20 protein-coding genes are annotated in these 25,557 nt (G+C 70.8%); 9 read left to right on the forward strand and 11 right to left on the reverse strand.

Going from position 1 to position 25,557, the window contains the following annotated elements:
* Positions 1-126 precede the first annotated feature (126 nt).
* Positions 127-1,287 carry an NlpC/P60 family protein gene (locus QF035_RS50170; RefSeq protein WP_307529297.1) on the reverse strand — a complete coding sequence of 387 codons (1,161 nt, stop codon included), beginning with the start codon at positions 1,285-1,287 and terminating at the stop codon, positions 127-129.
* Positions 1,288-1,625: 338 nt separating this feature from the next.
* Between QF035_RS50170 and kstD the strand changes: the two genes are divergently transcribed.
* Positions 1,626-3,458 (forward strand): 3-oxosteroid 1-dehydrogenase, encoded by a 1,833-nt coding sequence (gene kstD, locus QF035_RS50175; RefSeq protein WP_307529299.1) that lies wholly within the window; start codon positions 1,626-1,628, stop codon positions 3,456-3,458.
* A 92-nt stretch (positions 3,459-3,550) separates the two neighbouring features.
* Here the strand turns inward: kstD and QF035_RS50180 are convergent, their stop codons facing one another.
* The 6 genes from QF035_RS50180 to QF035_RS50205 form a co-directional block, all read right to left on the reverse strand.
* Positions 3,551-4,144, reverse strand: coding sequence for a hypothetical protein (locus QF035_RS50180; protein ID WP_307529301.1), 594 nt, complete (start codon positions 4,142-4,144; stop codon positions 3,551-3,553).
* 726 nt (positions 4,145-4,870) lie between these two features.
* Positions 4,871-6,085 (reverse strand): hypothetical protein, encoded by a 1,215-nt coding sequence (locus QF035_RS50185; protein ID WP_307529303.1) that lies wholly within the window; start codon positions 6,083-6,085, stop codon positions 4,871-4,873.
* Positions 6,082-8,412: a tetratricopeptide repeat protein gene (locus QF035_RS50190; protein WP_307529305.1), complete on the reverse strand. Its 2,331-nt coding sequence runs from the start codon at positions 8,410-8,412 to the stop codon at positions 6,082-6,084. The genes QF035_RS50185 and QF035_RS50190 overlap by 4 nt, the downstream gene beginning before the upstream one ends.
* 180 nt (positions 8,413-8,592) lie before the next feature.
* Positions 8,593-9,720 carry an IS30 family transposase gene (locus tag QF035_RS50195; protein ID WP_373466926.1) on the reverse strand — a complete coding sequence of 376 codons (1,128 nt, stop codon included), beginning with the start codon at positions 9,718-9,720 and terminating at the stop codon, positions 8,593-8,595.
* Positions 9,721-9,889: 169 nt separating this feature from the next.
* On the reverse strand, positions 9,890-10,255 hold the full coding sequence (locus QF035_RS50200) for a cupin domain-containing protein (RefSeq protein WP_307529307.1): 366 nt from the start codon (positions 10,253-10,255) through the stop codon (positions 9,890-9,892).
* A 133-nt stretch (positions 10,256-10,388) separates the two neighbouring features.
* Positions 10,389-11,885, reverse strand: a complete 1,497-nt coding sequence (locus QF035_RS50205) for a metallophosphoesterase family protein (RefSeq protein WP_307529309.1) — start codon at positions 11,883-11,885, stop codon at positions 10,389-10,391.
* 80 nt (positions 11,886-11,965) lie between these two features.
* Between QF035_RS50205 and QF035_RS50210 the strand changes: the two genes are divergently transcribed.
* Genes QF035_RS50210 through QF035_RS50220 form a run of 3 tightly spaced genes read left to right on the forward strand, consistent with a single transcriptional unit; the run spans position 11,966 to position 13,952 of the window.
* Complete coding sequence (locus QF035_RS50210) at positions 11,966-12,931, forward strand: LLM class F420-dependent oxidoreductase (RefSeq protein ID WP_307529312.1); 966 nt, start codon at positions 11,966-11,968, stop codon at positions 12,929-12,931.
* 38 nt (positions 12,932-12,969) lie between these two features.
* Positions 12,970-13,488, forward strand: coding sequence for a hypothetical protein (locus QF035_RS50215; RefSeq protein WP_307529314.1), 519 nt, complete (start codon positions 12,970-12,972; stop codon positions 13,486-13,488).
* On the forward strand, positions 13,485-13,952 hold the full coding sequence (locus QF035_RS50220) for a GNAT family N-acetyltransferase (RefSeq protein ID WP_307529315.1): 468 nt from the start codon (positions 13,485-13,487) through the stop codon (positions 13,950-13,952). Before QF035_RS50215 ends, QF035_RS50220 begins: the two co-directional genes overlap by 4 nt.
* A 62-nt stretch (positions 13,953-14,014) precedes the next feature.
* Here QF035_RS50220 and QF035_RS50225 read toward each other — a convergent pair whose 3' ends face one another.
* Positions 14,015-15,043 (reverse strand): LacI family DNA-binding transcriptional regulator, encoded by a 1,029-nt coding sequence (locus QF035_RS50225; protein WP_307529317.1) that lies wholly within the window; start codon positions 15,041-15,043, stop codon positions 14,015-14,017.
* A 290-nt stretch (positions 15,044-15,333) separates the two neighbouring features.
* Here QF035_RS50225 and QF035_RS50230 point away from each other — a divergent pair, with 290 nt between their 5' ends.
* The 5 genes from QF035_RS50230 to QF035_RS50250 all read left to right on the forward strand — a co-directional run bounded on the left by QF035_RS50230 (position 15,334) and on the right by QF035_RS50250 (position 23,129).
* Positions 15,334-16,653 (forward strand): ABC transporter substrate-binding protein, encoded by a 1,320-nt coding sequence (locus tag QF035_RS50230; protein WP_307529319.1) that lies wholly within the window; start codon positions 15,334-15,336, stop codon positions 16,651-16,653.
* Positions 16,654-16,800: 147 nt separating this feature from the next.
* Positions 16,801-17,769, forward strand: coding sequence for a carbohydrate ABC transporter permease (locus QF035_RS50235; RefSeq protein WP_307529321.1), 969 nt, complete (start codon positions 16,801-16,803; stop codon positions 17,767-17,769).
* A 37-nt stretch (positions 17,770-17,806) separates the two neighbouring features.
* Positions 17,807-18,628: a carbohydrate ABC transporter permease gene (locus QF035_RS50240; protein ID WP_307531956.1), complete on the forward strand. Its 822-nt coding sequence runs from the start codon at positions 17,807-17,809 to the stop codon at positions 18,626-18,628.
* A gap of 183 nt (positions 18,629-18,811) precedes the next feature.
* Complete coding sequence (locus QF035_RS50245) at positions 18,812-20,842, forward strand: glycoside hydrolase family 127 protein (protein ID WP_307529323.1); 2,031 nt, start codon at positions 18,812-18,814, stop codon at positions 20,840-20,842.
* 121 nt (positions 20,843-20,963) lie between these two features.
* Positions 20,964-23,129, forward strand: a complete 2,166-nt coding sequence (locus tag QF035_RS50250; protein WP_307529325.1) for a beta-L-arabinofuranosidase domain-containing protein — start codon at positions 20,964-20,966, stop codon at positions 23,127-23,129.
* A 25-nt stretch (positions 23,130-23,154) separates the two neighbouring features.
* On the opposite strand, the gene QF035_RS50255 is transcribed toward QF035_RS50250, so the two are convergent.
* From QF035_RS50255 to QF035_RS50265, 3 genes are all read right to left on the reverse strand, one after another.
* Positions 23,155-23,967, reverse strand: a complete 813-nt coding sequence (locus QF035_RS50255) for an SAM-dependent methyltransferase (RefSeq protein WP_307529327.1) — start codon at positions 23,965-23,967, stop codon at positions 23,155-23,157.
* A gap of 217 nt (positions 23,968-24,184) precedes the next feature.
* Positions 24,185-24,925, reverse strand: a complete 741-nt coding sequence (locus tag QF035_RS50260) for a hypothetical protein (RefSeq protein WP_307529329.1) — start codon at positions 24,923-24,925, stop codon at positions 24,185-24,187.
* Entirely contained in the window at positions 24,912-25,466 is a 555-nt protein-coding gene (locus tag QF035_RS50265) for an RNA polymerase sigma factor (protein WP_307529331.1), read from the reverse strand. The genes QF035_RS50260 and QF035_RS50265 overlap by 14 nt, the downstream gene beginning before the upstream one ends.
* Between the last annotated feature and the right edge of the window lie 91 nt (positions 25,467-25,557).

Below are 25,557 nucleotides of genomic sequence, written 5' to 3' on the forward strand. Positions count from 1 at the left end.
CAGAACCCGCGAGAACGCCCACGCCAGACGATCTCGTGCTAACGATCACGCCACCTGTCAGCGTGAGTACCTCACCGGCGCATCACACCAGCCCCACTGAACTGCGGAAACGAGCTTGGCGCAGCCTCATTGGGTGGTGTACGCGTCGTTGCCCGAGGTGATGGTGGTGAAGCCGAGCATGGGGGACCAGGTCGTGCCCCCGTCGGCGCTGCGGTCGACCCAGATCTCGTCGCCGGGCGCGCCGCCGGTGATGCGACCCCAGGCGCACTCGGTGGTGCCGTTGTAGCGCAGTTCCACGGTGCGGCCGAAGACGGTGGTCGACCTGGCCGTCCAGGCGCCCGTGGAGTTGGGCTCCGTACCGTCGCCGCAGGATGTGTTGTTCTCCGCGCCGGCCAGTGTGCCGCCGATCTCCGGGAAGTCACCGCAGGACGGCACATCCTTGAGCACGGCCGGACCTTGTACGAACAGGTTGCTGATCCAACTGTGGTAGTCCGGCAGGAACGACCAGACGTTGTTCACCATGCCGTCGACCGTGGCCCGCTCGCCCACCCGCTGGCACAGCACCCGCGTCTGTACGGAGATGCCGTTGCCGTTGGTGAAGTTGATGCGGCTGCTCGTGTTCGAGTCCTGCCGCAGGTTGGGCTGGCCCCAGGTCTTGTGGTACGAGCCGCGGCCGTCCCAGGACCAGACCATCGGCGTGACGTCGGCGTGCGGCCGGAACGCGCCCTGGTAGCGCTCCCAGCGGGCGCTGATGTTGTTGACCTGGATCTGCGCGCCCGACTGCGGCGCCTCGACCATCTTGCCGTTGCCGAGATAGATCGCGACGTGCGTCGGGCCGAAGCCCGCCGGACCGAAGTACATGATGTCGCCGGGCAGCAGGACGCCCGACCCCTGCGACTTCAGGAACTTGGTGTGCGCGTACCCGGGCGCTGCGAAGGTCGCCTGCGTCGTGCGCTCGGTGATGAGGTCCCGGCCGGTCGCCTTGTACCAGGCCCAGCGCACCAGACCGATGCAGTCGAAGCTCCACAGCTCCGGGTCCGCGTACGAGGCGGGGTCCGTGCGGTCGATCTGGCCCTGACTCGGACCGGGCATGCCCTGCGCGTGGCCGCCACCCCAGGCGTACTGCTTGCCGACGTACCGGCACGCGACCTCGACGGCCGCCTCCGCCGCCGCGCTCGCACCGGACTGGAGCGGCGCGCACCCCGTGGCGGCGGCCGCCGGAGTGGCCGAGACGGCCGGCAGGCCGAGGCTCACCACCGTCACGAGCGCGGCCACGAGGAGCCGCACCCGGCGACCCCATGACCGCGCTATCCACCCCGTTCTTGCGGATCCTGCTCTTCCGGTTCCTCGGATTCTGCGAACTCTGTTGATCACGGCACGCACTCCCCCTGGTCTCGTAGGCGTCCCGCGAACGTACGGACTCCACCCGCCTGCCGGTCCCTGTCATCTGTCAGGGTGCGACCCGCCTGCCCGCGCTCCCCGGCAGCGGGACCGGCGTGCCTCTTGACTTCACAAGACCCCCGCGCCAGATTCCTGACTCCGCATCAGAACCGGGACCCCACAGGCCAGTTGCCTCCCGGGGCACAGCACGTCGTCGTCTTCCTTCGCCCTGTTGGAGTGCTGCCATGTCGACAACCGCGGATCCCGCGAGACGTACCCAAGCCCCCTCACGGTCCGGCCCTTCACAGTCCGGCCCTTCACAGTCCGGCCCGTCGCGGCGCCGGGTGCTCGGCGCCGCGACGGCGGGCGGGCTCGCCCTCGCGGCCGGCCTCCCGAGCGCCGCCGACGCGGCCGAACTGCCCCTGCTCGGCACGTACGACGTCGTCGTGATCGGGTCCGGAGCCGCCGGGATGACCGCCGCGCTGACGGCCGCGAAACAAGGACTGAGCTGCGTCGTCGTGGAGAAGGCGCCCACCTTCGGCGGTTCGGCCGCCCGCTCCGGCGCGGGAATCTGGATCCCCAACAACCCGGTGATCCTCGCCGCCGGCGTGCCCGACACCCCGGCGAAGGCCGCCGCCTACCTGGCCGCGGTGGTCGGCCCGGACGTCTCCGCGGAACGCCGGCAGGCCTTCCTCGGACAGGGCCCCGCCATGATCTCCTTCGTACTGGCCAACAGCCCGCTGCGCTTCCGCTGGATGGAGGGGTACAGCGACTACTACCCGGAGCTGCCCGGCGGACTGCCGGGCGGCCGTTCCATCGAACCCGCCCAGCTCGACGGGAACATCCTCGGCGCCGAACTCGCCCGGCTGAACCCGCCGTACCTGACGGTGCCCAGCGGCATGGTCGTCTTCAGCGCCGACTACAAGTGGCTCGCGCTCTCCGCGGTCAGCGTGAAGGGCGCCGCCGTCGCCACGGAATGCCTGGCCCGCGGAACCAGGGCGGCCCTCCTCGGCCAGAAGCCCCTCACCATGGGCCAGTCACTGGCGGCCGGCCTGCGCGCGGGACTGCTCGCGGCCCAGGTGCCGGTCTGGCTGAACACCCCGCTCACCGACCTGTACACGGAGAACGGGACCACCGCGGGAGCGGTCGTCACGAAGAACGGCACACCGGGTCTGATCAGGGCCCGGCACGGAGTGATCGTCGGCTCCGGCGGCTTCGAGCACAACGCGGCCATGCGCGCCCAGTACCAGCAACAGCCCATCGGCACCGAGTGGACCGTAGGAGCCAAGGAGAACACCGGCGACGGAATCCAGGCGGGCCGCCGGGCCGGTGCCGCGCTCGACCTGATGGACGACGCCTGGTGGGGCCCGGCGATCCCCCTGCCCGACGAGCCCTACTTCTGCCTCGCCGAACGCACCCTGCCCGGCGGGCTCCTCGTCAACGCCGCCGGAGCCCGCTTCGTCAACGAGGCGGCCCCCTACAGCGATGTCGTACACACCATGTACGAACGCAACGAGACCGACCCGGACATCCCGGCCTGGCTGATCGTCGACCAGAACTACCGCAACCGCTACCTCTTCAGGGACATCGCACCGACGTTCACGTTCCCCGACGCCTGGTACACGTCCGGCGCCGCCCACAAGGCCTGGACCCTCGACGCCCTCGCCGCACGGATCGGCGTGCCCGCGGCCGCCCTGCGGGCCACGGTCAACCGTTTCAACGGCCTGGCCCGAAACGGCACGGACACCGACTTCCACCGCGGCGACAGCGCCTACGACCACTACTACACCGACCCCGCGATCCTCCCCAACTCCTGCCTGGCACCACTGTGGCTGGCCCCCTACTACGCCTTCAAGATCGTCCCGGGCGACCTGGGCACCAAGGGCGGTCTGCGCACCGACGCCCGGGCACGCGTGCTGCGCCCGGACGGATCCGTCATCCCCGGCCTGTACGCCGCCGGCAACGCCAGCGCGGCGGTCATGGGCCACAGCTATGCCGGCGCGGGCTCGACGATCGGACCGGCGATGACCTTCGGCTACATCGCGGCACGGGACATCGCGGCAGGTGCCAGGGCCTGAACCACGGGACACGATCCACGGGGCCGTCGCGTCACCGTGCCCCGTGCGAGCTCCGGCGGGCGAGCCCGCCCGCCCGGACGGACCCGGTCGGCTCACCCGCCGGAGCTCGCACAGATGACTTCGGGCGGCCGGAACGAGGGGCCGTCGCCGGGCTCCTCGTCCACCTGGACGCGTACGGTCTCCAACTGCCCCAGCAGTGAGTCGAGATGCCGCTTCGAGGGATCCCGGAAGAACTCCAGGACCGCGCGGTGGAAGGCGTCCCTGAGCTCCGGCGGCATGACGTCCGACGCGTCGAAACAGAGCGTACGTGCACGTGAGTTGAGCAGGTCGTCGATCTCCTGCTCGATCGGGTTCGCGGGCACCGCGGGCGGCAGACCGGCCGTGTTCGGGAACAGCGGACGCACCCCCGGGTCCGCCTCCGCCTGCCAGCGCTTGCGCCCGGCCGGGCTCGACAGCCGCTCCACCAGCTCCTGGGCCGCCGGGTCGTCGCTGAAGACCGCAGCCATGTCGCCCGCGACCTCGTACGCGTCGCGGTACTCGGTCGGCCCGCCCAGGAACCGGGCCGACGGCTCCACACGGACGTCCTCGCTCGCGTACAGGTACCGGATGAAGGCGCTCTGGTGCTCGTACGTGCAGTCGAAGCCGGGGGAGTCCAGCAGTCCGCGGGGCCCGCCCGGCCCGGGCACTCCCTCGTACGACGTGGTCAGGGACCGCTCGATCGATCTTCGGCGAGCGGTCGCCGAGCAGCTCCGCCCAGGTCGTCCAGGCCCGCCGGACCGCCGGATCGAGCCAGCTGAGCCTGCTGGTGGCCCACGCCTCGTAGACGGAGCGGCCCGCCTGGTGGAGCAGGATGTCCTCGATCCAGTCGGTACCCGGCCAGCCCGAGGTGGCCTGCGAGGCGAGCCCCACGCACCATGTCGGATCGTCGCTGGACGTGCCCTCCTTGCTCCACACCAGGCTCTTCAGGTCGACCTTCAGCGGCACCCAGTACGTGCGGCTCTTGCCGTCCACGAGGAGCGTCGGTGCCCACGGCGGGTACGCGCGCTCGGCGGCCGCTGCGGCGAGGGGCTTCAGCTTGTCGCGGCGTGCGTACTCGGTGAGTTCGCCGATGCTGTTGAGGATCGCCACGTCCGGCGGGGCGTCCGCCTCCAGCTGCGAGACGAGCGTCTCGCGCAGCGAGCGGGTGCCTTCGTACGTGTACGTCCTGCCGGTCCCGTCGTCGAGCCGGTTCAGAGCCGCCTCGAAGGCCTTGCCCTCCTCGCCGGTCCACGGGCCCAGCACGACGAGCGGGTCGGGGGGGTCCGAGGTACAGCCGGGGACTAGGGCGAGCAGACAGCCCGCGAGGAGGACGCGCAGGGCACGGCCGACGGCGCGGTTCACGACTCGGTTCACGACTCGGTTCACGGGTCGGCTCACGACACGGCTCCCGGGCGGGCGACCACCAGGTACTCGCGCCGGTACGCGTGCAGGGCAGCGCCGGCGACGACCGCGCCGACCAGGCCCGCGGGGAACACGAAGGGCGCGACCCCGTCCAGGAATGCGAGCCGCCCGTCGGACAGCCCGTCGTCGATCCGCGCCTCCAGCACCTCGATGGCCCGCGGGTCCGGACCGTCGAACGGGCGCTCCTCCGCGATCGTCTCAGTCTGGGGCGAGGTCCGTTTCGCGAGCGCGTCCGCCACGGGGACGGCCTCCTTCTGCGCGTGCCGCGCGAGCAGCGCGTCGGTCGTCAGGAGTGGTACGGCGAGCAGTGGCAGAGCGGCGACCGCCAGCGGAACACTGAGCCGGATCCGGAAACGGCGCCGCAGGAACGACACCGTGCGCCAGAGCCCGGCAGCGAGCAGCAGCAGGGCGAGTCCGCAGACCACGGTGGCGACGAGCACGGGCCCGCTCCAGGCGGCCCGGTCCGCGAGCCGCTCGCGCAACTGGCGTTCGAGCCCGGCGACCCGGTCCACGATGGAGGTCGCGGCGGAGCCGACCGTGGGACTGCACGGCGGATAGCGGTCCTGACGGTCCGCGACGGCGACCGGCGTCGAACAGAGCATGCTGCGCGCGTACGTCAGCTCCGCGTCCCGCAGCACGGGGTCGGCCACGTGGTTCTGGGCCCGGCCGATCCAGCCCGTGTAGTCCACCACCAGCGCGGACACCACGCGCAGTTCCTGTTCCTCGGCCACGGTCAGGGCTCCGCTGCGCGTGACCTGGTTCAGGCTCTGCGTGGCCCGCGCCACCCGCGTCCGGTACCGCTCGCTGAGCCCGCTCAGCTCGGCGGCCCGTCCTTCGGCGAGGTTCTCCTCGGCCTCGCCCTGCGCGATGAACAGGGATGCCCTGGCGTTCGCGAGACCGACCAGCGCGGGCGCCAGCCGGTCCCGCACATACGCGGAGTCGTCCCGCACACCCGAGTACGCCCATCCGAGCGTCCCGAACGCCACCACGGCGAGCAGCGGCAGCGCGACGAGCCGCTCCCGCAGATACGCGCGGTTGCGACGGCCGGCCGCCGACGGCCACACGTAGAGCCAGACCCGGCGGGCGAGTTCGGCCGCGACGAGGCGTGCCGCCCGCGCGGCACGCAGGACCCGTGGGGGCGGCGCGGCATCGTCCTCCGCGGGCTGCGGGCGCGCGGCTGCACTCACTCGCGGGCCGTCCGGACGTTCTTCCCCGACGCCGGCGCCGAAGGCGGTCCCGGTGGCGGTGTCGGCGTACGGGCGATCGTCCGGAGCCAGGTCGTGACTCTCTTTCCGAGCCATGGGCTGTCCCTGTGGTGTCGGAAGGCGAGCGGACGGACCTCGTAGGCGCGGTCCAGCAGTGTTTCGGCGACGGCCGCGTCCTCGGGCGAGGCGGAACGGGCGGCCTGGTGGGCGAGGGTGAGATAGAGGCGGGAGAGGGCCTTGCGCAGACCGGGCCCGTCGGACGGGAGGCCGAGCCGTTCGTCGGCGCCCGCGGCCAGCGCGGCCAGGCCCGCCGCGTCGACGGCACCCCGCGCGAGCGCGCCCTGCACGGCCTCCCACACCTCCGCCGTCATACGGACCCGGGCCTGCTCGTCCGTCAGCCCGTGCGCGTGGAAGAGCCGGGCCAGCCGCTCCAGCACCTCACGCAGCCGCTCGGTCACCTCGTCGGTGCGCTCGGCGGTCCGCACATGCTCGACGCCGACGCGAACGGCCGCCGTACGCGCGGCGGTTCGGTGCCGCGAGTGCTGCGGCACCACGTCCAGGGCACGCACCGCGTCGTCCCACGCCCGCTCACCGCCCAGCGCCAGGCGTGCCCGTACCGCGCCGAACGCCGCACTGCCCAGCGACGGATTGCGCAGTCGTACGGCCTCGTAGAACGTCAGCGCCTCCTGCCACCGGCCGAGCTGCTCGGCGCAGTAGCCGAGGGCGAGTTTCGGCGCGTACTCGCCCGGGATCGCCGCGAACACCTCGTCGAAGTGCCGCCGCGCCGCGTCCACTTGGTCCCGGCCGAGCGCGAGCAGCCCACGGTGCCAGCCGAGCCGCCAGTCGTGAGGAGCGCGCTCGGCCCCGATCAGCGTCTCCGCGGACCGCAGTTCGCTCTCGGCGGCCGCCGTCCCGCCCCCGGCACCGCGCAACCGCAGCCGGCAGCGCAGCAGATGCACCTCCGGCGAGTCGCGCCAGTCCCCGGTGTGCTGCAGCAGCGCCTCCGGCGCGGCGTCGGCCAGCCTGCTCAACTGCGCGTGGTGGTAGTCGTGCCGGTCGGGCCGCGGTACGGGCAGCCGCTGCGCGGCCTCGGAGGGCGACGGCGGCGCGTACGGGGCGGAAGCGTTCGGCGTGGCCCACCGGGCCAGTGGCGGCGCGGACCCGAGCGCCGCGTCCAGCGCGTACGACGACTGGAGGAAGAGCGGCGACGGCTCGAAGGTCTCCAGGCCGGTCCGCAGCGACCGTAACTCACGGAAGACTCCGCGCAGTTGCTCCTCCATCTCCCGTGCGGTGGCGAACCGCTCGGCCCGCTCGCTCCGGGTCGCGCGGTGCAGCACCCGTGCGAGCGACACCAGACCGAGCCCCACGGGAGGGGGTGCCGTCATCGGATACGTCTGCGCGGTCTCGGGCTCGCCGCCCGGTGCGCCGAGACCGCCGATCACGTCCAGGTGGCCGAGGTCCGCCAGATCGTCGGGCGATCCGCCCAGTCCGCTCAGCCGCCGCAGCGTCTCGCCCAGGCTGAACAGGTCGTCCTGGCCGGCGGATTCACCGCTGCGGCCGACGGTCGGGGCGCGGTACCCCTCCGTGGTGTGGCCGGGCAGACCGGCCATACGGACGCTTCCCACATCGATGATCTTCGTGGTGGTGCCGTCGTGCATGACGTTGTCCGGTTTGAGGTCGCCGTAGACCTTGCCGGGCCAGTCGCCGTGCAGATACCCGAGCGCGGCCAGGAGCCGTATCCCGTAGGCGAGTACGAACTCGTGGAAGCGGCCCCCGCCGAATTCCCCCGGATTCACCTGCGCCCGCGCCCGCACCTCCTCCAGGGTGAGCCCGTCCACGTACTGGAGGACGAGGAAGTCACCGATCTCGGGATGGTGCCCGTAGTTGAAGACGCGGATGATGTCGTCGTGGCTGAGGTCGACCAGCGCCCGCCGTTCCTGGGCCAGGGCCTCCGCCGCGGCAGCCGCCTGCTCGCCCCGCAGCACCTTGATGGCCACCTCGCGATTGTCGACCTTGGTGTCGAGCGCGAGGTACACCTCGCCCATACCGCCGTAGCCGAGGGGGCGGATCATCCGGTACTGCCCCGCGAGCATGTGCGGCGGCGGCAGTGGCAGTCCCTCCGGGTCGCTCCCGCGGGAAGCGGCACGCTCCAGCAGCGTGATCGAGGGCAGCAGGACGGGGTCGGGACTCTCCTCGGGCAACTCGACGCGCGCGGCCCGCAGAATCACCGGTTGCTGTGGCGCGATGAAGAACGGCTCGCTGGATTCCGGCAGTTCACCGGTCGCACCTCTGCCCGCAGCCCCGTCCATGCGTCCTCAGAATAGACGCGGGGGCCCTGAATGGCCCCGGGCCGAGGCGAAGATGATGTGCGGAAGTGACCCGAGGAGGCGTCCCGCCTTCTCGGGTCGCAAATACCGCGTGCGGTCTCGGGCCGTGTGCCCCGTATGAGTGGCGAATTCGAGGGGTCGTTGCAACACGTGGTCGGTTGTTCAGGCCGCGAGTAGTTTAGACAGGCGCTCGGCTGGGGTTTCCCAGCCGAGCGTTTTGCGTGGGCGGCTGTTGAGTTCGGCGGCGGCTGCGTCCAGGTGCTTGCGGGTGTGGACGGACAGGTCGGTGCCCTTGGGGAAGTACTGCCGCAGCAGGCCGTTGGTGTTCTCGTTCGAGCCGCGCTGCCAGGGACTGGCCGGGTTGCAGAAGTAGACCGGGATGTCGGTGGCGATGGTGAATGCCTGGTGGGCGGCCATCTCCGAGCCCTGGTCCCAGGTGAGGGAACGCCGCAGGTGGGGCGGCAGGGTTTGGACGGTTTCCACGAGAGCGTCGCGGGTGCTGGCCGCGCTGTGGTCGATGGGCAGGTGGACCAGCATCACGTAACGGGTGGTGCGTTCGACGAGTGTGCCGATCGCCGATTTGTGGTCCTTGCCGATGATGAGGTCGCCTTCCCAGTGTCCTGGGACGGCCCGGTCGTCGGCTTCTGCCGGGCGGTCGCTGACCATGACCATGTTCGGGATCGATCGGGGCTGGCGCTTGTATGCCTGCCGGTGAGGACGTCGGCGGGCGCGTCCGCTGCGCAGGGCGCGGGCCAGTTCCCGGCGCAGTTCGCCCCGTCCCTGGACGTAGAGGGCCTGGTAGATCGTCTCGTGGGTCACGTGCATCTCCGGCCGGCTGGGGAACCGTATGCGCAGAGCGTGGCAGATCTGTTCCGGGCTCCACCGCAGGGTCAGGTGGTCCTGGACGAAGTCCCGCAGTTCGGCGCTCTGGCCGATCTTCCCCGGCTTGGGGCGGGGCCGGCGGGCGTCGGCGCGGGCCTGGGCGGCGTGGGGCCGGTACTGGCCGTTGGTGGGATGCCGGTTGCGGCGGATCTCCCTGCTGATGGTCGAGGGGCTGCGGCCCAGCTCGGCGGCGATCGCGCGGATGGTGGTTCTCTCGCGGAGCCGGTCGGCTATGTGGATGCGGTCAGCCTCGCGCAGGTAGCGGGAAGGGCCAGAAGGAGGCGGCGCCTCCTGGTAGATCGGAGGCGCCGCCTTCTTCCGGCCGACGTTCGCGTGTGAACCGTTACGCCATCTTTTGCCGGTCCGCAGGTTGATGCCGACGATTCGGCAGGCTTCCTGACTGCTCACGCCTTGCTGCATGAGCTGGAAGTATGCGGCCCGTTCCCGGTCCAGCTTCTTCGGCCCCTGCCGCTGGCGTTCCTTGCGTACTTCGAAGTCCATCGCATCCCCTGACTGGGGGTGTTGCGACGACCACTAGAACTCAAGAGTCCACCGGGGCACACGCCGACCCGTTGGGTCAGCCCTCCTTGGCCTTCGCGTACTCCGTTGCCATGCCTCCGGCGAAGTCGTACACCACGGCGGCTTCGTCCCCCACGACCCAGGCGTCGTGACCGGGAGGGCAAACGAAGACGTCGCCGGGGCCGACCTCGCTCTCGGCGCCGTCGTCCATACGGATCCGCATCCGGCCCTCGACGACGTAACCGTTGTGATGGACCTGGCAGCTCTCGGTGCCCGCGATCGGAGCCACGGACTCGGACCATCGCCAGCCCGGTTCGAACGTCGCCACGGCGAAGTCGAGCCCGGTGAGGTGGACCGCTTCGAGGTGGCCACGAGGGAAATCGCGCCGCTCGTCCGGCTTTTCGACCGCCTTGACCTCGATCATGACGGCTCCTTCCCATCTGGCCTTGCCCAGCATTGGCGGGCGGTCGGTCACCGTCTCGCGACGACCCGGCCGAACCCCTCGTCTCCATCGTCTGCCCGTCCGCCCGGCTCCGCCATTCGGGGGACGGAAGCCCCTACAGGGAGATGGTCACCTCGTCCTCGACCGGCGGGTCGATTTCCTGCTGCCGGTTGCCCGTCGCCGAGAAGCAGCGCAACCGGACCGAGTCGGGAGTGACGTCCAGGCGCAGGAAGCACTTGAAGAACGGCGGGCTGTACGTGGCCGAGCCCGGGGACAGCAGTTGCGTGTACGCCTTGCGCACGGGGAGGCGGAAGCGGGAGGTGCGGTCCGGGCGGCCGCCGGCGCCCAGCAGGCTCGCGACCAGGCGGGTACGCAGGGTGACGCGAGCGGGCGAGGCCTGAGCGCGGGTCGGGCGGACACCGAGCCGTTTCGCGATGACGGCGGTGGCCTCGGCCTCGGTGAGGGTGAAGAAGCGCCGCATGCGCAGCCGGCGTCCGTAGAGCCTGCTGTAGAAGGCGAGCGAGTCGCCGCGCAGCGGGTAGCAGCGGAAGTCGTCCTCGGCGACACCGGCGACGGAGACGCGCGGCACTGTGTGGGTGGCGTGCATGAAGGCTCCGCCGCCACCGGCGACCACGTACTGGATGGTGCGGCCGTCCACCGTCACCGGATAGCGCTGGTAGTTGTGGATGTCACCGCCTATCGCGGCCACGTAGTGGTGGTCCGGGTCGCGCACGATGTCGGCGACGGTTCCGCCGCCGTCGATCGGGCAGGGGTGGTGCTCGGCGTCCACGTACAAGGGGGAGCCGGTGATGAGGATCTTCGGGATGTCTCCCTTGGACACCTCCCGGAGCCAGCGGCCCTGCTCTGCGTCGACGGTCCCCAGCAGGCCGGTGTCGATGCCTATGATGCGCACCGGCCCGGCGTCGACGGCCCAGTACGGGCCGGGCTGGACGGCCTGTTGGGCGGGGGACGAGCGCAACTGCCGTGCCTCGGCGAGGCGTTGCTCGTCGGCGGCGCGCGGCTTGTGCCACAGCAGCGCCCGCAGCCAGGCGGGCGTCAGCGGGCGGTGCGAGGCTTCCGGTGTGAGAGGCGGGGCCTCGCAGAAGACCCGCATGAAGCCCTGCAGGTCCTCGTACCAGTCGTGGTTGCCGGGTATCGCGTAGATGGGCGCCTGGTAGTCCTTGTACGGACGATGGAACTTCGTGCCGTAGTCGTCGGCGGTGCCGACCGGATAGACCACATCACTGGCGAGAACCGCGAACCGCGTGTCCTGACTGACCTTCAGAAAGCCTGGCACGACGGCATATTGCGGGTCGTCGCCCTCTCCCGTGTCCCCGATGACCATGAAGGAGAAGCGGTCCGGATCGTCGCGCCGGACCACCTTGTCGGCGGGTGCCCCGGCGACTGTCCGCTGCTCCACCCAGCGGCTGCGGGTTCGGCCGGTGGGGTCGCCGAACCAGGAGGCCAGTACGCCGTTGCGGGCGGGCCAGAGCGTCTTCGGGTTGAGCCAGGAGAGCTTTTCGACCCGGTGCGGCATCAGGTGCTTGTAGTCGCCGCGTTCCGCGGTGCCCCAGCCGGCGCCCTCGGCGGTGTCGCGTGAAGAGTGTGACATCGGTGCACGGTAACAACGCCCTCGTCCGATGATCCAAGTGGGGCCGTCGAGGAGGGCGGGCACCAACTACCGTGATGTGTATGGACATCAGCGTGGTTGCCGCGGCACGAGAGGACGACAGCCCGGTCGACGAGCCGTTGCGGGTGGCCGCGGTGGCCGACCGGCTCGGATACCGCGAGGTGTGGGCCGGTGAGGGGCCCACCTGGGACGCGTTCGTACTCGCCACGGCGATCGGGCTCGCCACCGAGCGCGTCACGCTGACCGCCGGACCCGTCCCCGTCTCCGTACGAGACCCGCTGACCATCGCCAGAGGCGCGGCGTCCGCCGCCGCGGTGATCGGCCGCCCGGTCGGGGTGGCACTGGGGACGTCCAGCAAGCGGGTGGTCGAAGGCGTCCACGGCCGGCCCCGCACCCGACCCGCCGCCGCACTGGCAGAGTCCGCCGAGGCGGTACGCGGTCTCATGCACGGCGAATCAGGCGAGGCGATCGTGCCCGGAAGCACCTTCCGCCGCCGTCAGCGGCCGCCCGGAGGCCCGCTCACCGTGGCGGCGTTCGGAGACCGCGCGATCGCCGTGGCCGCCGCGCACGCCGACCGCATGCTCCTCGACGTTGTCTCCCCAGAACAAGTCCGCGCCCTGCGTGCCAAGTTGACCGCCGCCGCCGAGCTCGCGGGCCGGACGCCGCCGCGGCTGGCCGCCTGGCTTCCCGCGGCCGTCGACCCCGAGCCCGAGTCCGTCCGGCAGATCATGCGGAGCATCGTCGGCTACCTGACCGTCCCGGGATACAGCGACGTGTTCACCGCGGCCGGCTTCGGCGAGGCGGTCGACCTCGCCCGCTCCGACGCCACTCCGGGCACTCTCCTCACAGCACTCCCACCCGAGGCCGCCCACACACTCGCCCTGCTGGGAGACGCCCGGACCGTCCGCGCCCGCATTGACGCGTACGCCGAGGCGGGCCTCGACGAGATCGCCGTGGTCCCCGCCACGGCGGGCGACCCGGCGGGGGAGCGGACACTCACGGCGTTGGCGGACCTGGTGTCCGGGTGATGCAGACGGACGAGGCCCGCCCCCTGCATCATGGCCGGATGAGTGATCGTGAGGAACTGCCGGCGGCGGTGGACGCGGAGGCGCTGCTCGCGCTGGCCGAGGGTTACCACGCGCGCGGGACACGGGCGTTGGGTACCCGCGAGGCCAGTGGCCATCTCGTGAAGGTGTACGCGATCGAGGCGCCGGGGCGCGACGTGACGGAGCGGGACGAGGCGGTGGCGCTGCGGATCGCCGGGGCGCATCTGGCGCTCGGACGTGCCCGGGGCTCACTGGGGCTCGCCGTTCTGCTCGTGCACGCGGGAGGCGACGGCGACTATGTCCTCCTCTGCAACTGGATCGAGGGATACATGTCCAACCTGGCGGTCTTCTCCGGTCCGGCCGGGCGGCCCGAACTGCTGCGGCCCGGACGGGTGGGGCTCGCACCCTGCGTCTGGGAAGCCGCAGTTCTGGCCCATGAGCGCGACGCGTTCACCCGGCATGTCCTCGACGGCAGCGGCCCGGTCGCCGACCGGCTGGCTGCGTGGGGTGGGGACACCACGGCGGGGGACGTCCGATGACGGGCGCTCCACGTGTGAGGCACGCACGCCCCGCCGACCTGCCGCGCGTCGCCGAACTGGCCGCGGAGCACGCCTCGTACGAGAAGTCCGCACCGCCCGTCCCCGACCTCGCCGAACGGCTCGGGGCCCTTCTCTTCGACACGCCGGCACCTCGGTTGCGCTGCCTCGTGGCGGAGTTGCCCGACGGAGAGGTCGTCGGATACGCCACCTGCGCGCCCGAACTCTCCACCTGGGAGGGCCGCGAGTACCTCATCATGGACTGTCTCTTCCTTCGCGACGGCAACCGGGGCCTGGGCCTCGGCGCGGCGCTGATGGAGGCCGTGGTGGCCGAGGCGCGGGACCTGGGTCTGGCCGAGGTCCAGTGGCAGACCCCCGCGTGGAACGAGGGCGCGATCCGCTTCTACGACCGCCTCGGTGCACGCGCCAAGGAGAAACTCCGCTACTTCCTGCCGGTGCAGGGCTGACCGCTGACCCGCCGATGCGCCGACGCGTCCGCCCGCGCTCGCCGCGGGCGGACACTTCCCGCTCAGGACAGGGGCGCCGTCGACCCCCTGATCACCACCCGGCAGGGCAGGGTCTCGACCCCCGAGCGCCGTGCCCCGGCGATCGCGGTGAACAGCGCGTGCGCGGCGGCGCGGCCCACCTGTTCCAGGTTCATGTCGACGCTCGTCAGGGGCGGCCGGGAGGCGGAGGTCAGGACCTGCCAGTTGTCGAAGCCCATGACCGCCACGTCCTCCGGCACACGGTGGCCGCGCTCGCGCAGTACGTCCATGACACCGCGCGCGATCTGATCGCTTCCGCACAGGACGGCGTCCACGTCAGGGTGCTGGTCGAGCAGCATCGCGGTGGCCGCCCGGCCCCAGCCCTCCGACCACACCCCGAACCGAGGCTCGCCGACGAGGGTGAGGCCGGCGTCGGCGAGTGCGGCCAGGGCACCCTCGGACCGCTCCTGCGAGGCGAGGTACCCGGGGTCACCGGTGATGTGCGCGATCCGCGTACGACCGCAGGCGATCAGATGCTCCACCGCGAGCCGTCCGGCGCCCACACTGTCCGGGACGATCGACAGATCCGCGGAATCCTCGGACGGCGCGTACGCGTAGACGACGGGGACGGGCAGTTCGCGGCCCAGTGACGGACGTGGGTCGGTCCGGCTGCCCACCACGATGAGACCGTCGACCCGGCGGCTGAGCAGCGCGCGGACATGGTGCTGCTCGCGGATCGCGTCCCCCCGGGCGTCGCAGAGGAACACGGCGACCTCACCCGCGCCGAACGCGTCCTCCGCGCCCATGAGGATCGGGATACTGAACCGGCCCTCCAGGTCGCTGGTGAGCAGCCCGACCGTGCCCGTCCGCCCGGCCAGCAGGCCACGCGCCACCTGATTGGGACGGAACGACAACCGCTCGGCGGCCTCGATCACCCGCTGTCTCGTCTCCGCCCGCACCTGGCTGCGGCCGTTGAGGGCCTTGGAAGCAGTGGCGATGGACACCCCCGCCAGCCGGGCGACGTCGCTGAGCGTGGCGGGCTGCGAACGAGAGGGGCCGGTGGCCTGTGCCATGGGGGGTTACTCCTGTCTCGCGTCACGTGCGGACGCCGTCGAGGATGCACGCCGCCCGGAAAACAGTACGCGAAACCGTTTCGGTCCCGATGTCTCCCTCGACTTGAAGAACCCTCATCAGCCGTTACGCGCAGGGGGATTGACGGGTGGTGAGTCGAGTCCTAGCGTCGCAGAAAACCTTTTCGGTTTTGTTTCCTTCGCAGGGTTCTTCGCAGCGTTCAGTGCCACCACATCCATCGTCCTGACCGGCCGGCCCGCCCTGGGCCCGCCGCACACGAGGGGGATCGACCATGGGGAGCACGGCCGGACCGCTTGGACACACACGCCGCCTCGTCACCGGTGCCGTCGCACTGCTCGCCGCCGCGAGCCTGGTCACCGCATGCGGATCGGGGGAGGACGACTCGGGCGGCGGCGAGGGAGGGGGCGGAGCAGCGAACGCCACGGGCACCGACGACGGCGCCAAGCTGACGATGTGGACGCGAGCCGCGACCCGGCCGCAGAGCGAGGCCCTGGTCAAGGCGTACAACGCGAGCCACAACAACGAGATCGAGCTGACCGTCGTCCCCACCGACGACTACCAGGCCAAGGTAGGCGCGGCCGCCGGGTCCAAGGACCTGCCCGACCTCTTCGCCTCGGACGTGGTGTTCGTCCCGAACTACACGTCAAGCGGCCTCTTCGCCGACATCACCGGACGCGTCGACGCCCTGCCCTTCGCCGACAAGCTGGCCCAGTCGCACATCAAGGCCGGTACGTACGAGGACAAGAAGTACGTCGTGCCGCACACCCTCGACCTGTCGGTGCTCTTCTACAACAAGGAGCTCTACAAGCAGGCGAGGCTCGACCCCGAGAAGCCGCCCATCAGCCTGAGCGAGTGGGACCAGCAGGCACGGGCCGTCGACGCGCTGGGCAAGGGCGTCAACGGCACCTTCTTCGGCGGCAACTGCGGCGGCTGCGGCGTCTTCACCTGGTGGCCGTCCATCTGGGCCGCGGGCGACGAGGTGCTCAACAAGGAAGGAACCGAGGCCGAGCTGTCCTCCGACACCGCGAAAAAGGTCTACGACACCTACCGCGGCTGGGTGGACGACGACATCGTCGCCCCCGGCGCACGCGACGAGACGGGCACGACGTGGACCGGGGTCTTCCCGAAGGGCAAGGTCGGCGTCATGCCGATGCCGTCGACCACCCTCGGACTGATGCCCAAGGACCTCGACCTCGGTGTCGCGCCCATCCCCGGGCCCGACGGCGGCAAGTCCACCTTCGTCGGCGGTGACGCCATCGGCATCTCCGCCACCAGCAAGTCGGCCGACCAGGCCTGGAACTTCCTCGCCTGGTCCCTGGGCGACAAGGCACAGGTCGACGTCGTCGCCGCGAACAAGGACGTGGTGGCCCGCACCGATCTCGCGTCCAACAAGTACTCCGACGCGGACCCGCGCCTCGTGACGATCAACGAACTCGTGACCGACGGCCACACCCCGTACGCCCTGAGGTTCGGCCAGACCTTCAACGACCCCAACGGCCCCTGGCTGACCCTGATGCGCAACGCGGTCTTCGGCGACGGGTCGAAGATCGAGAAGGGCAACGAGGCGGTCACAGCCTCACTGGCCGACTGAACCTGAGGGGCAGGGGCGCAGCCCTGCCACTCAGGGGCGCGGGGAACTGCGCGACAAGCCCCCACCCACCCGCAGCTCACGGTCATCGCTCCGGGCCACAGGCCTGATCCCACCCACTCCAACCACATCGCACGGCAGAGGAGAGCCATGCAGGTGAAGGCGGCCGCCAGAACGGCGCCCCCGCACCGGAGCCCGCCGGAGCGCCGGATCCGCCCCCGACGCACGCCCGCGCGCCGGTGGACGTGGACGTCCCGCAAGGCCCAGGGCCTCGCCTACGCGGCCCCGACGGCCGTGTTCGTCACGGTCTTCTTCGTACTGCCGCTGCTGCTCGTCGGACAGATGTCACTCAGCGACTGGCCGCTGCTCACGGGAGACCGGGGCGTCAACGCGCCCGAGAACTACGCCGACGCCGCCGACAGCACGCTGTTCTGGCCGGCGGTCCGCTTCACCCTTCTCTACACCCTGCTCGTCACGGCCGTACTCCTCGCCCTGGCACTCCTTCTCGCCCTGCTGGTGCAGGAGTTCCGCCCAGGCGCGGGCTTCTTCCGCACGGTCTACTTCCTGCCCAGTGCCCTGGGACTGGCCTCCGCGTCCCTGCTGTTCTGGGGCCTGTACAGCCCGACCACCGGCCCGCTCAGCGGCATCCTGGAGAGCCTCGGCCTGGTCGACGACCCGGTGTCCTTCCTGGGGACATCGACCTCCGCCCTGCTCTCCACGGTCTTCCTCATCGTCTGGAAGTTCGCGGGCTTCTACATGCTGATCCTCCTTGTGGGACTCCAGCGCATTCCCCACGAGGTGTTCGAGGCGGCCCGGATGGACGGCGCGAGCCGCGGGCAGATCTTCCGCTCCATCACGCTGCCGCTGCTGCGTCCGTCCCTCGCCCTGTGTCTGCTGCTCTGCGTGACCGGATCGCTGCTCGCCTTCGACCAGTTCTTCATCCTCACGAAGGGTGGACCGGACAACAGCACTGTCACCGTCGTCCAGTTGATCTACCGCGAGGCCTTCCAGCGGTTGAATCTCGGTACGGCCGCCGCTCTTTCGATCATCGTGCTGGTCGTGCTGCTCCTGCTCAACGTCCTCCAGTTCCGCGGTCTGCGCCGCGCCGACGAGTCATGACCACCGCCTCATGAGCCTCATGAGAGGGGGCACCACCGTGCTCACCCGCGCCCTCGGCCGGACGCCCTACTACGTCGTCGCAGGTGGTCTGGCCGTCATCTTCCTGTTCCCGCTGGTGTGGAACGCCTGGGCCTCGGTCAGCGGACAGCCGGGCACCGCGCAGGAGTCCGGCCACGGCCTCGGCAACTACCGGACGCTCCTCGACTACGACGCGGGCCTGTGGCGCTATCTCCTCAACAGCACCGTCGTGTCGGCGCTCACCGTCGCCCTGACCCTCGGGGTGTCGCTGCTGGGCGGCTACGCCTTCGCCCGCTTCGACTTCCCGGGCAAGAACCTGCTGTTCCTGCTCACCCTGGCGATCCTCATGGTTCCGTACGCCACCCTCCTCATCCCGCTCTACGTGCTGCTCGGCAGGCTCCACCTGCAGAACTCGCTGGTCGGGCTGAGCCTCGTACTGGCCATGTTCCAACTGCCGTTCGCCACCTTCATGATGCGGATCTCGTTCGAGGCGGTGCCGCGCGAACTGGAGGAGTCAGCGCTCGTCGACGGCTGCGGCACGGCGGGCGCGCTGCGCCGCGTCCTCCTGCCGGCGGTGCGTCCGGGGCTGATCACCGTGGGGCTCTTCGCGTTCCTCGCGGCCTGGAACGACTTCATCGCACCGCTGATCCTCATCTCCGACAGCGAGAAGGCGCCGCTGCCACTGGCGGTCGCGAACCTGCGGCAGCAGAGCATGGGCGCCGTCGACTACGGCGCCACCGAGGCCGGTGTGGTGGTACTTGCCGTGCCCTGCCTGCTCCTCTTCCTGCTGCTGCAACGGCACTACATACGCGGCTTCATGTCCGGCGCGCTCAAGGGCTGAGTGCCGTCGGGCGCCCCGAAGCGACGTACGGCCGACCCGAAGAGACCGGATCCACAGAGACATGAACCGAAAACCCTGAACCGAACAGACCTGAACCGAACAGACCTGATCCGAAGAGACCTGACCTGACCTGAGCGGACAACCGGAAGGACGAACCGAAGGCATGAACTGGTGAGGGAGAACATGGCGCGGTCATCCGTCCTGCCGGTGGCGCCGACCCGGGGCAGGCTGCGGCCACTCGGTCTCGACGAGGTAAGGATCACCGGAGGTTTCTGGGCCCGACGCCGCCACATCAACGCGACCGCCACACTCGGACACTGCCGCGACTGGATGGAACGCGTCGGCTGGACCGGCAACTTCCGGGCCGCCGCCGAGGGCCGGATCCAACAGGACCGGCGGGGCCGCGAGTTCACCGACGCCGATGTCTACAAGCTGCTCGAAGCCATGGCCTGGGAGGCCGCCGGGCAGGGCGCGGGCGCCTCGCTGGACGCCGAGGTCGCCGCGCTCACCGAAGCAATCGCACCGGCTCAGCAACCGGACGGCTACCTCAACACCGCCTTCGGCGGCCCGGGTCAGGAGCCGCGCTACAGCGACCTCGAATGGGGCCACGAGCTGTACTGCTACGGCTATCTCGTGCAGGCGGGCGTGGCCCAGACCCGCGCCCGGGGCGAGGGCGAGCTGGCGAAGATCGCCCGGCGGGCGGCCGACCACGTGTGCGCGACCTTCGGCCGGGGTGGCATCGAGCGCGTCTGCGGTCACCCGGAGATCGAGATGGCCCTGGTGGAGCTGGCCAGGCTGACAGGGGAGCAGCGCTACCTCGACCAGGCCGCGCTCTTCGTCGACCGCCGCGGACACGGCACCCTCGCCGATCCCGAGTTCGGCCGCGCCTACTACCAGGACGACATGCCCGTCACGGACGCCACAGTGCTCCGCGGACACGCCGTCCGCGCCCTCTACCTCGCGGCGGGCGCCGTCGACGTGGCCGTGGAGACCGGGGACGAAGCCCTGCTCGCCGCCGTCCAACGGCAGTGGGAGGCCACGGTCGCCCGGCGGACCTATCTGACCGGCGGCATGGGCTCGCACCACCGGGACGAGGCCTTCGGCGACGACTTCGTACTGCCGCCCGACCGCGCCTACTCGGAGACCTGCGCCGGTGTCGCTTCCGTGATGCTCAGCTGGCGGCTTCTGCTGGCCACCGGCGAGCCGCGCTTCGCGGACCTGGCCGAGCGGGCCCTGTTCAACGTGATCGCGACCTCCCCGTCCGACGACGGCAGGGCCTTCTTCTACGCCAACACCCTGCACCGGCGCCGCCGCGGCACCACACCCTCCACGGATACCGACAGCCCGCGCGCCGAGTCGAGCCTGCGCGCACCCTGGTTCGCGGTGTCCTGCTGCCCCACCAATGTGGCACGGACCCTGGCCCAACTGCCCGGGTATCTGGCCACGGCGGACGACCACGGCGTGCAGCTGCACCAGTACGCCGACTCGGAGATCACCACCTCCCTCGCGGGTGGCCACTGCGTCGCGCTGCGGGTCCGTACCGACTACCCGTCCGGCGGGCACGTGGTCGTACGGATCGGCAGGTCCCCGGACCGGGCCTGGACCGTGTCGCTGCGCGTCCCCGCATGGGCGGCGGGCGCAACCACGTGGCTGGTCGACCCGGACGGGGCACGCCGGGTCGTCGCCCCGGGCACGGCCGAGGTCACCCGGGTCTTCCGGGCGGGTGACGAGATCCGGCTCGAACTGCCCGTGGTCCCGCGCTGGACCCGCGCCGACCCGCGCATGGACGCGATACGCGGCACGGCGGCCGTGGAGCGCGGGCCGCTGGTGTACTGCGCCGAGTCAGTGGACCTGCCGGGCGGCCTCGAAGTCGACGCGATACGGGTGGACTCGTCCGCCGAGCCGACGGACGGACCCGAGGAACCGGACGGGCCGGACGGCGTGGGCGGTACCGTCGTCGTCGCCGGGGAACTCGTCGCACACTCCGAAGCGACCGACGCGGCCTGGCCGTACCAGCCGCTCGACCGTCCCCTGGCGGCGAACGCCGACCCTACGGGGATCGTCCTGGTTCCCTATCACTCCTGGGCCGGCCGAGGCCCCTCGACGATGCGCGTCTGGCTGCCCACCGCGGAACCGGACCGAGCCTCGGGGCCGGAGAACCCCGAGGAGCGGGACCATTCCGCAGAGCCGGACAGCAACGCCACAGGGAGGTAGTCGTGCCCGGACCACGAAGACGCCACCGGCGAAGAACCCTGGCCGCCCCGCTGTGACAGAACGGCCGCCGTTCCCCGCCGTGGCCCCACACGCACCGACGACCGACGATCGGAGTCCGAGCATGTCCTCCCAACCCCCCACCCGCCGCCGTCTGTTGACACTCGCAGCCGGGACAGCCGCCGCCCCGCTCGCGCACGGGGCCGCATCGGCGCATGCCGCCACCGACGTGGCCCCGACCGCGATCGCCGCCCGAGCCACTACCGTTGCTTCGGTGTCCGCACCGCCGACCTGGTTCGTAGTCCCCTTCGCGCTGGATCAAGTCACCCTCGGCAACGGGGTGTTCCGCCAGAAGCGCGATCTGATGCTCGAATACGCGAGGACCTACCCGGCCGACCGCATCCTGGCCGTCTTCCGGGCCAACGCCGGACTCGACACCCGCGGGGCCCGGCCGCCCGGCGGCTGGGAGACCTCCGACGGCAACCTGCGCGGCCACTACGGAGGCCACTTCCTCACCCTCATCGCCCAGGCGTACGCCGACACACGGGAGTCCGCCCTCAAGACCAAGCTCGACCACCTGGTCGGCGCGCTCGGCGAATGCCAGAAGGCCCTGGCGCAGAGCGGCTCGCCGAGACCGAGCCACCCCGGCTATCTGGCGGCGTACCCGGAGACGCAGTTCATCCTGTTGGAGAGCTACACGACGTACCCCACCATCTGGGCGCCGTACTACACCTGTCACAAGATCATGCGCGGTCTCCTCGACGCGCACACCCTGGCCGGCAATGGCGAGGCCCTGGAGATCGTCTCGAAGATGGGCGACTGGGTGCACAGCCGACTCGGCCGACTGCCGAAGGCCCAGTTGGAGCGCATGTGGTCGATCTACATCGCGGGCGAGTACGGCGGCATGAACGAGGTGATGACGGACCTGTACGCCCTCACCGGCCGGGCGGAACACCTGGCAGCCGCCCGCTGCTTCGACAACACCGCTCTTCTGGACGCCTGCGCCGAGGACCGCGACATCCTCGACGGCCGGCACGCCAACCAGCACATCCCGCAGTTCACCGGCTATCTGCGGCTCTTCGACCACACGGGGGAGGAGGAGTACGCCGCCGCTGCCCGCAACTTCTGGGGCATGGTCGCGGGCCCCCGGACGTACAGCCTGGGCGGCACCGGCCAGGGCGAGATGTTCCGGGCCCGGAACGCCATCGCGGCCACCCTGGACGACAAGAACGCCGAGACCTGCGCGACGTACAACACGCTGAAACTGAGCCGGCAGTTGTTCTTCCACGAGCCGGACCCCGCCTACATGGACCACTACGAGCGGGGCCTGACCAACCACATCCTCGCCTCCCGCCGGGACACCCGCAGCACGACCAGCCCTCTCGTCACCTACTTCGTGGGAATGGGGCCGGGTGTCGTGCGCGAGTACGACAACACCGGCACCTGCTGCGGCGGCACCGGCATGGAGAACCACACCAAGTACCAGGACTCGGTGTACTTCCGCTCCGCGGACGGCAGCACGCTGTACGTCAACCTGTATCTGGCCTCCACCTTGCGGTGGCCGGAACGGGGCTTCGTCATCGAGCAGACGAGTGACTACCCGGCAGAGGGCGTACGCACCCTGACGTTCCGTGAGGGCAGCGGCGTGCTCGATCTGAAACTGCGGGTGCCGTTCTGGGCCACGGGAGGCTTCACCGTCACGGTCAACGGGGTGAGGCAACGGGTCGTCGCCGAGTCCGGCAGTTACCTCGCGCTGAGCAGAAACTGGCAGCGCGGTGACCGGGTCAGCATCTCTGCCCCGTACCGTCTGCGCATCGAGAGGGCGCTGGACGATCCAACTGTCCAGTCGGTGTTCCACGGGCCGGTGCTGCTCGTCGCCCAGAGCCAGGAACAGGGGTTCCGAATGTTCTCCTTCTACAAGGACTTCAGGCTGCGGGGCGACCTCGCCGACGCGATCCGCCCCGAGGGCCGGCCGATGCACTTCACCACGCACGGCATGACCCTGGCGCCGTTCTTCGTCGGGGACGACATCCGTTACCACGCCTACTTCAGGCGTTCCGAGCCCGTGGTCGTGTTCGGGGCGGCGAACTCGGGCGTACCCAACCGAACCCGCGCCGACGGTCTGACCTTCCTCGACGTGCTCTGGGCACAGGCCCCCTTCGAGACCTCCGCCCGCTTCGTCGGCGCGGTGCGCGCCCTCGCCGACACCTGGCTGTCCGACGGGTTGTTCACGCGCGCCGAGCGGGACCGTGTCGTCGCGGCGGCGGTCGGGGCGAACCTGAGGAACTGACGCCGTCGGGGGCACAGCGCACCGGTCAGGGTTTCACGGCCACCGCGCCGAACTGGGGGACCAGGGCAGGGCTGTCGGACTCGGCACGCCACTCCGCGCACGAGACGAGACCCGGGTCGAGGAGGTCCAGCCCCTCGAAGAAGGCCGTGACCTGTGCGCGGCTGCGGGCGGTGATCGGCGGGGTGGCGTTCTCGTTCCAGAACTTCATGGCCGGGATGTTGCCCTCGCCGCCGAGGTCGGCGTCGGTGGTGGGATGGGTCAGGACCAGCCAACTGCCGGACGGAACCGCCGCCATGACCCGCCGCACGATGTCCTGCGCCCGGTCGGTGTCGAGGACGAAGTTGAGGACGCCCAGCATCATGACCGCGACGGGACGGTCGAGGTCGAGCGTCGCTCCGGCGCGCTCGATGATGGTCTCCGGGTGGTGGGCATCGGCGTCCACGTAGTCCGTGGCACCCTCGGGCGTGCTGGTCAGGAGCTTCCGGGCGTGGGCGAGCACGACGGGGTCGTTGTCGACGTAGACGATCCGCGACTCGGGGGCGATCCGCTGGGCGATCTCGTGGGTGTTGTCCAGGGTGGGCAGTCCGGTTCCGATGTCCAGGAACTGCCGCGTCCCGAGGTCGGCGGCCAGATGCCGGACCGCGCGGCCCAGGAACTCACGGTCCGCGCGGGCCACGTCCCGGATCACGGGGAACATACCGGCGACCTGGTCACCCACTGCCTGGTCGACTTCGAAGTTGTCCTTCCCGCCGATCCAGTAGTTCCAGACCCGGGCGTTGTGCGCCACCGCGGTGTTCAGACTCGCCGAACCGCTGGACTGGATCTTGGCTTCACTCATGTCTTTCCCTTCCCCGGACAACACGTCGGGCGTCCTGGGTGTGTGCGGCCGCCGCAGCGACATCGGACCGTTGCGTCGCCCGTCATTGTGCCGCTCCTTGATCACGGAGTCCCGGGATTCGGCCCGCTGGTCCGTACGGCGTTCAGCGTCTGTACGGCGTCCGGCCCAGGACTCCGGGCCGGACGCCGTATCGGACGGCTGACGGGGATGGGTCGGTCTACGGCCAGTGGACGGGGGTGCCGTCCTTGTGATCCCCGAGCAAGATGACGCGTTCCGGCTCGTCGATGAGGCCGATGTCCGCGCAGGGGCCTTCCGGTTCCTTGTCGGCCGTCTGGAAGTGGCGTGCCTCCCAGCCGTCGAGGCCGTACCGGGTGAAGAGCTCGCTCATCACCTTCCTGAGCTCGGGGTGGGGGATGCAGGTGCGATCGGCGAAGCGTTCCTTGAGGTCGGCACGGAGGCGGGAGAGGCCGAGCTGTTCCCGGGTCGGTCCGAGGTAGGGGTCGGCACGGTGGCGTGCGCACTGGTCCTTGCCACCGGGGTAGACCTTGATGGAACCCTGCAGAGAGCTGTCGACGCATGCGGTGAGCGCGTCGGGCACCGGTTGGCCGAACAACTCGGGCCACCGCTGCCGGCATACGGCCACCGGATCGTCCGCCCCGGGGTCGAAGCCGACGACGGCATCCCCCTGGGCGGGTCCTACGCAGACCAGCCCCGTCGAGTCCAGAGTGTGTCCCTTGCCGTCGCCGGCCACCCAGGCGTACGTCCCCGCGGTCGCGCCCGCCACGACCAGCGCCACCACCGGAGCCATGATCAGGGTGCGCCTGCGCCGCTGCCGGGTGCGTCGGCGCACTTGGGCCAGGATCCGTTCCGCGGCAGGCGAGTTGGGGTCCGTGGCCGAGTCGCCGGGATCCGGATCGCTGTCACGGAGCATTCGATCGAGCACGTCATCGCTCAGCATGGTCCTTCTCCTTTGACGGATCCTGGTGCGGGTTCGCCGTGGCGAGGCGTTGACGCAGCCGCTGTCTGGCCCGGTGGAGGCGGGTGTCGACGGCGCCGACGGAGATGCCCAGCACGGTCGCGATGTCGCTGCGGGACAGGTCGTCCCAGTACGCGAGGCGCAACAGCTCCCGGTCGGCGTCCGAGGCCTGTGCGAGGGCCGCCGCGAGGCCGTCGCCCGCATCCTCCGCGCCGTACGGGTCGGCGGCGGGCGGTGGATCAGGCTCCGCCCGTTCGGCCACCCGCATCAACAGCCGTGCCCAACGCCGTTGACTGCGGGCCTGGTTGGCCAGCACCCGGCGTGCGATGCCGAGCAGCCACAGCACGGCTTCCTCGTCATCGGCGGGCAGTTGCCGCCTCTTGCGCCAGGCCACCGCGTACACCTCGGCCACCGCGTCGTGCGCCGCCGCCTCACTCGCCCGGCGCAGGCAGTACGCCATCACCCGGCGGAAGGTCTGCCGGAACAACTGCTCCAGCCGTTCACTCCGCTCATCCGCGTTCATGCCCAGCAATGTCCACCACGCCCCGATGCCTTACGGCCTTCCGTCACCGTCCTGATCCGACCACCGTCCTGATCCTGACCACTGGCGGGCC

This window comes from Streptomyces umbrinus, assembly GCF_030817415.1.
Taxonomy (GTDB): Bacteria; Actinomycetota; Actinomycetes; order Streptomycetales; family Streptomycetaceae; genus Streptomyces; species Streptomyces umbrinus_A.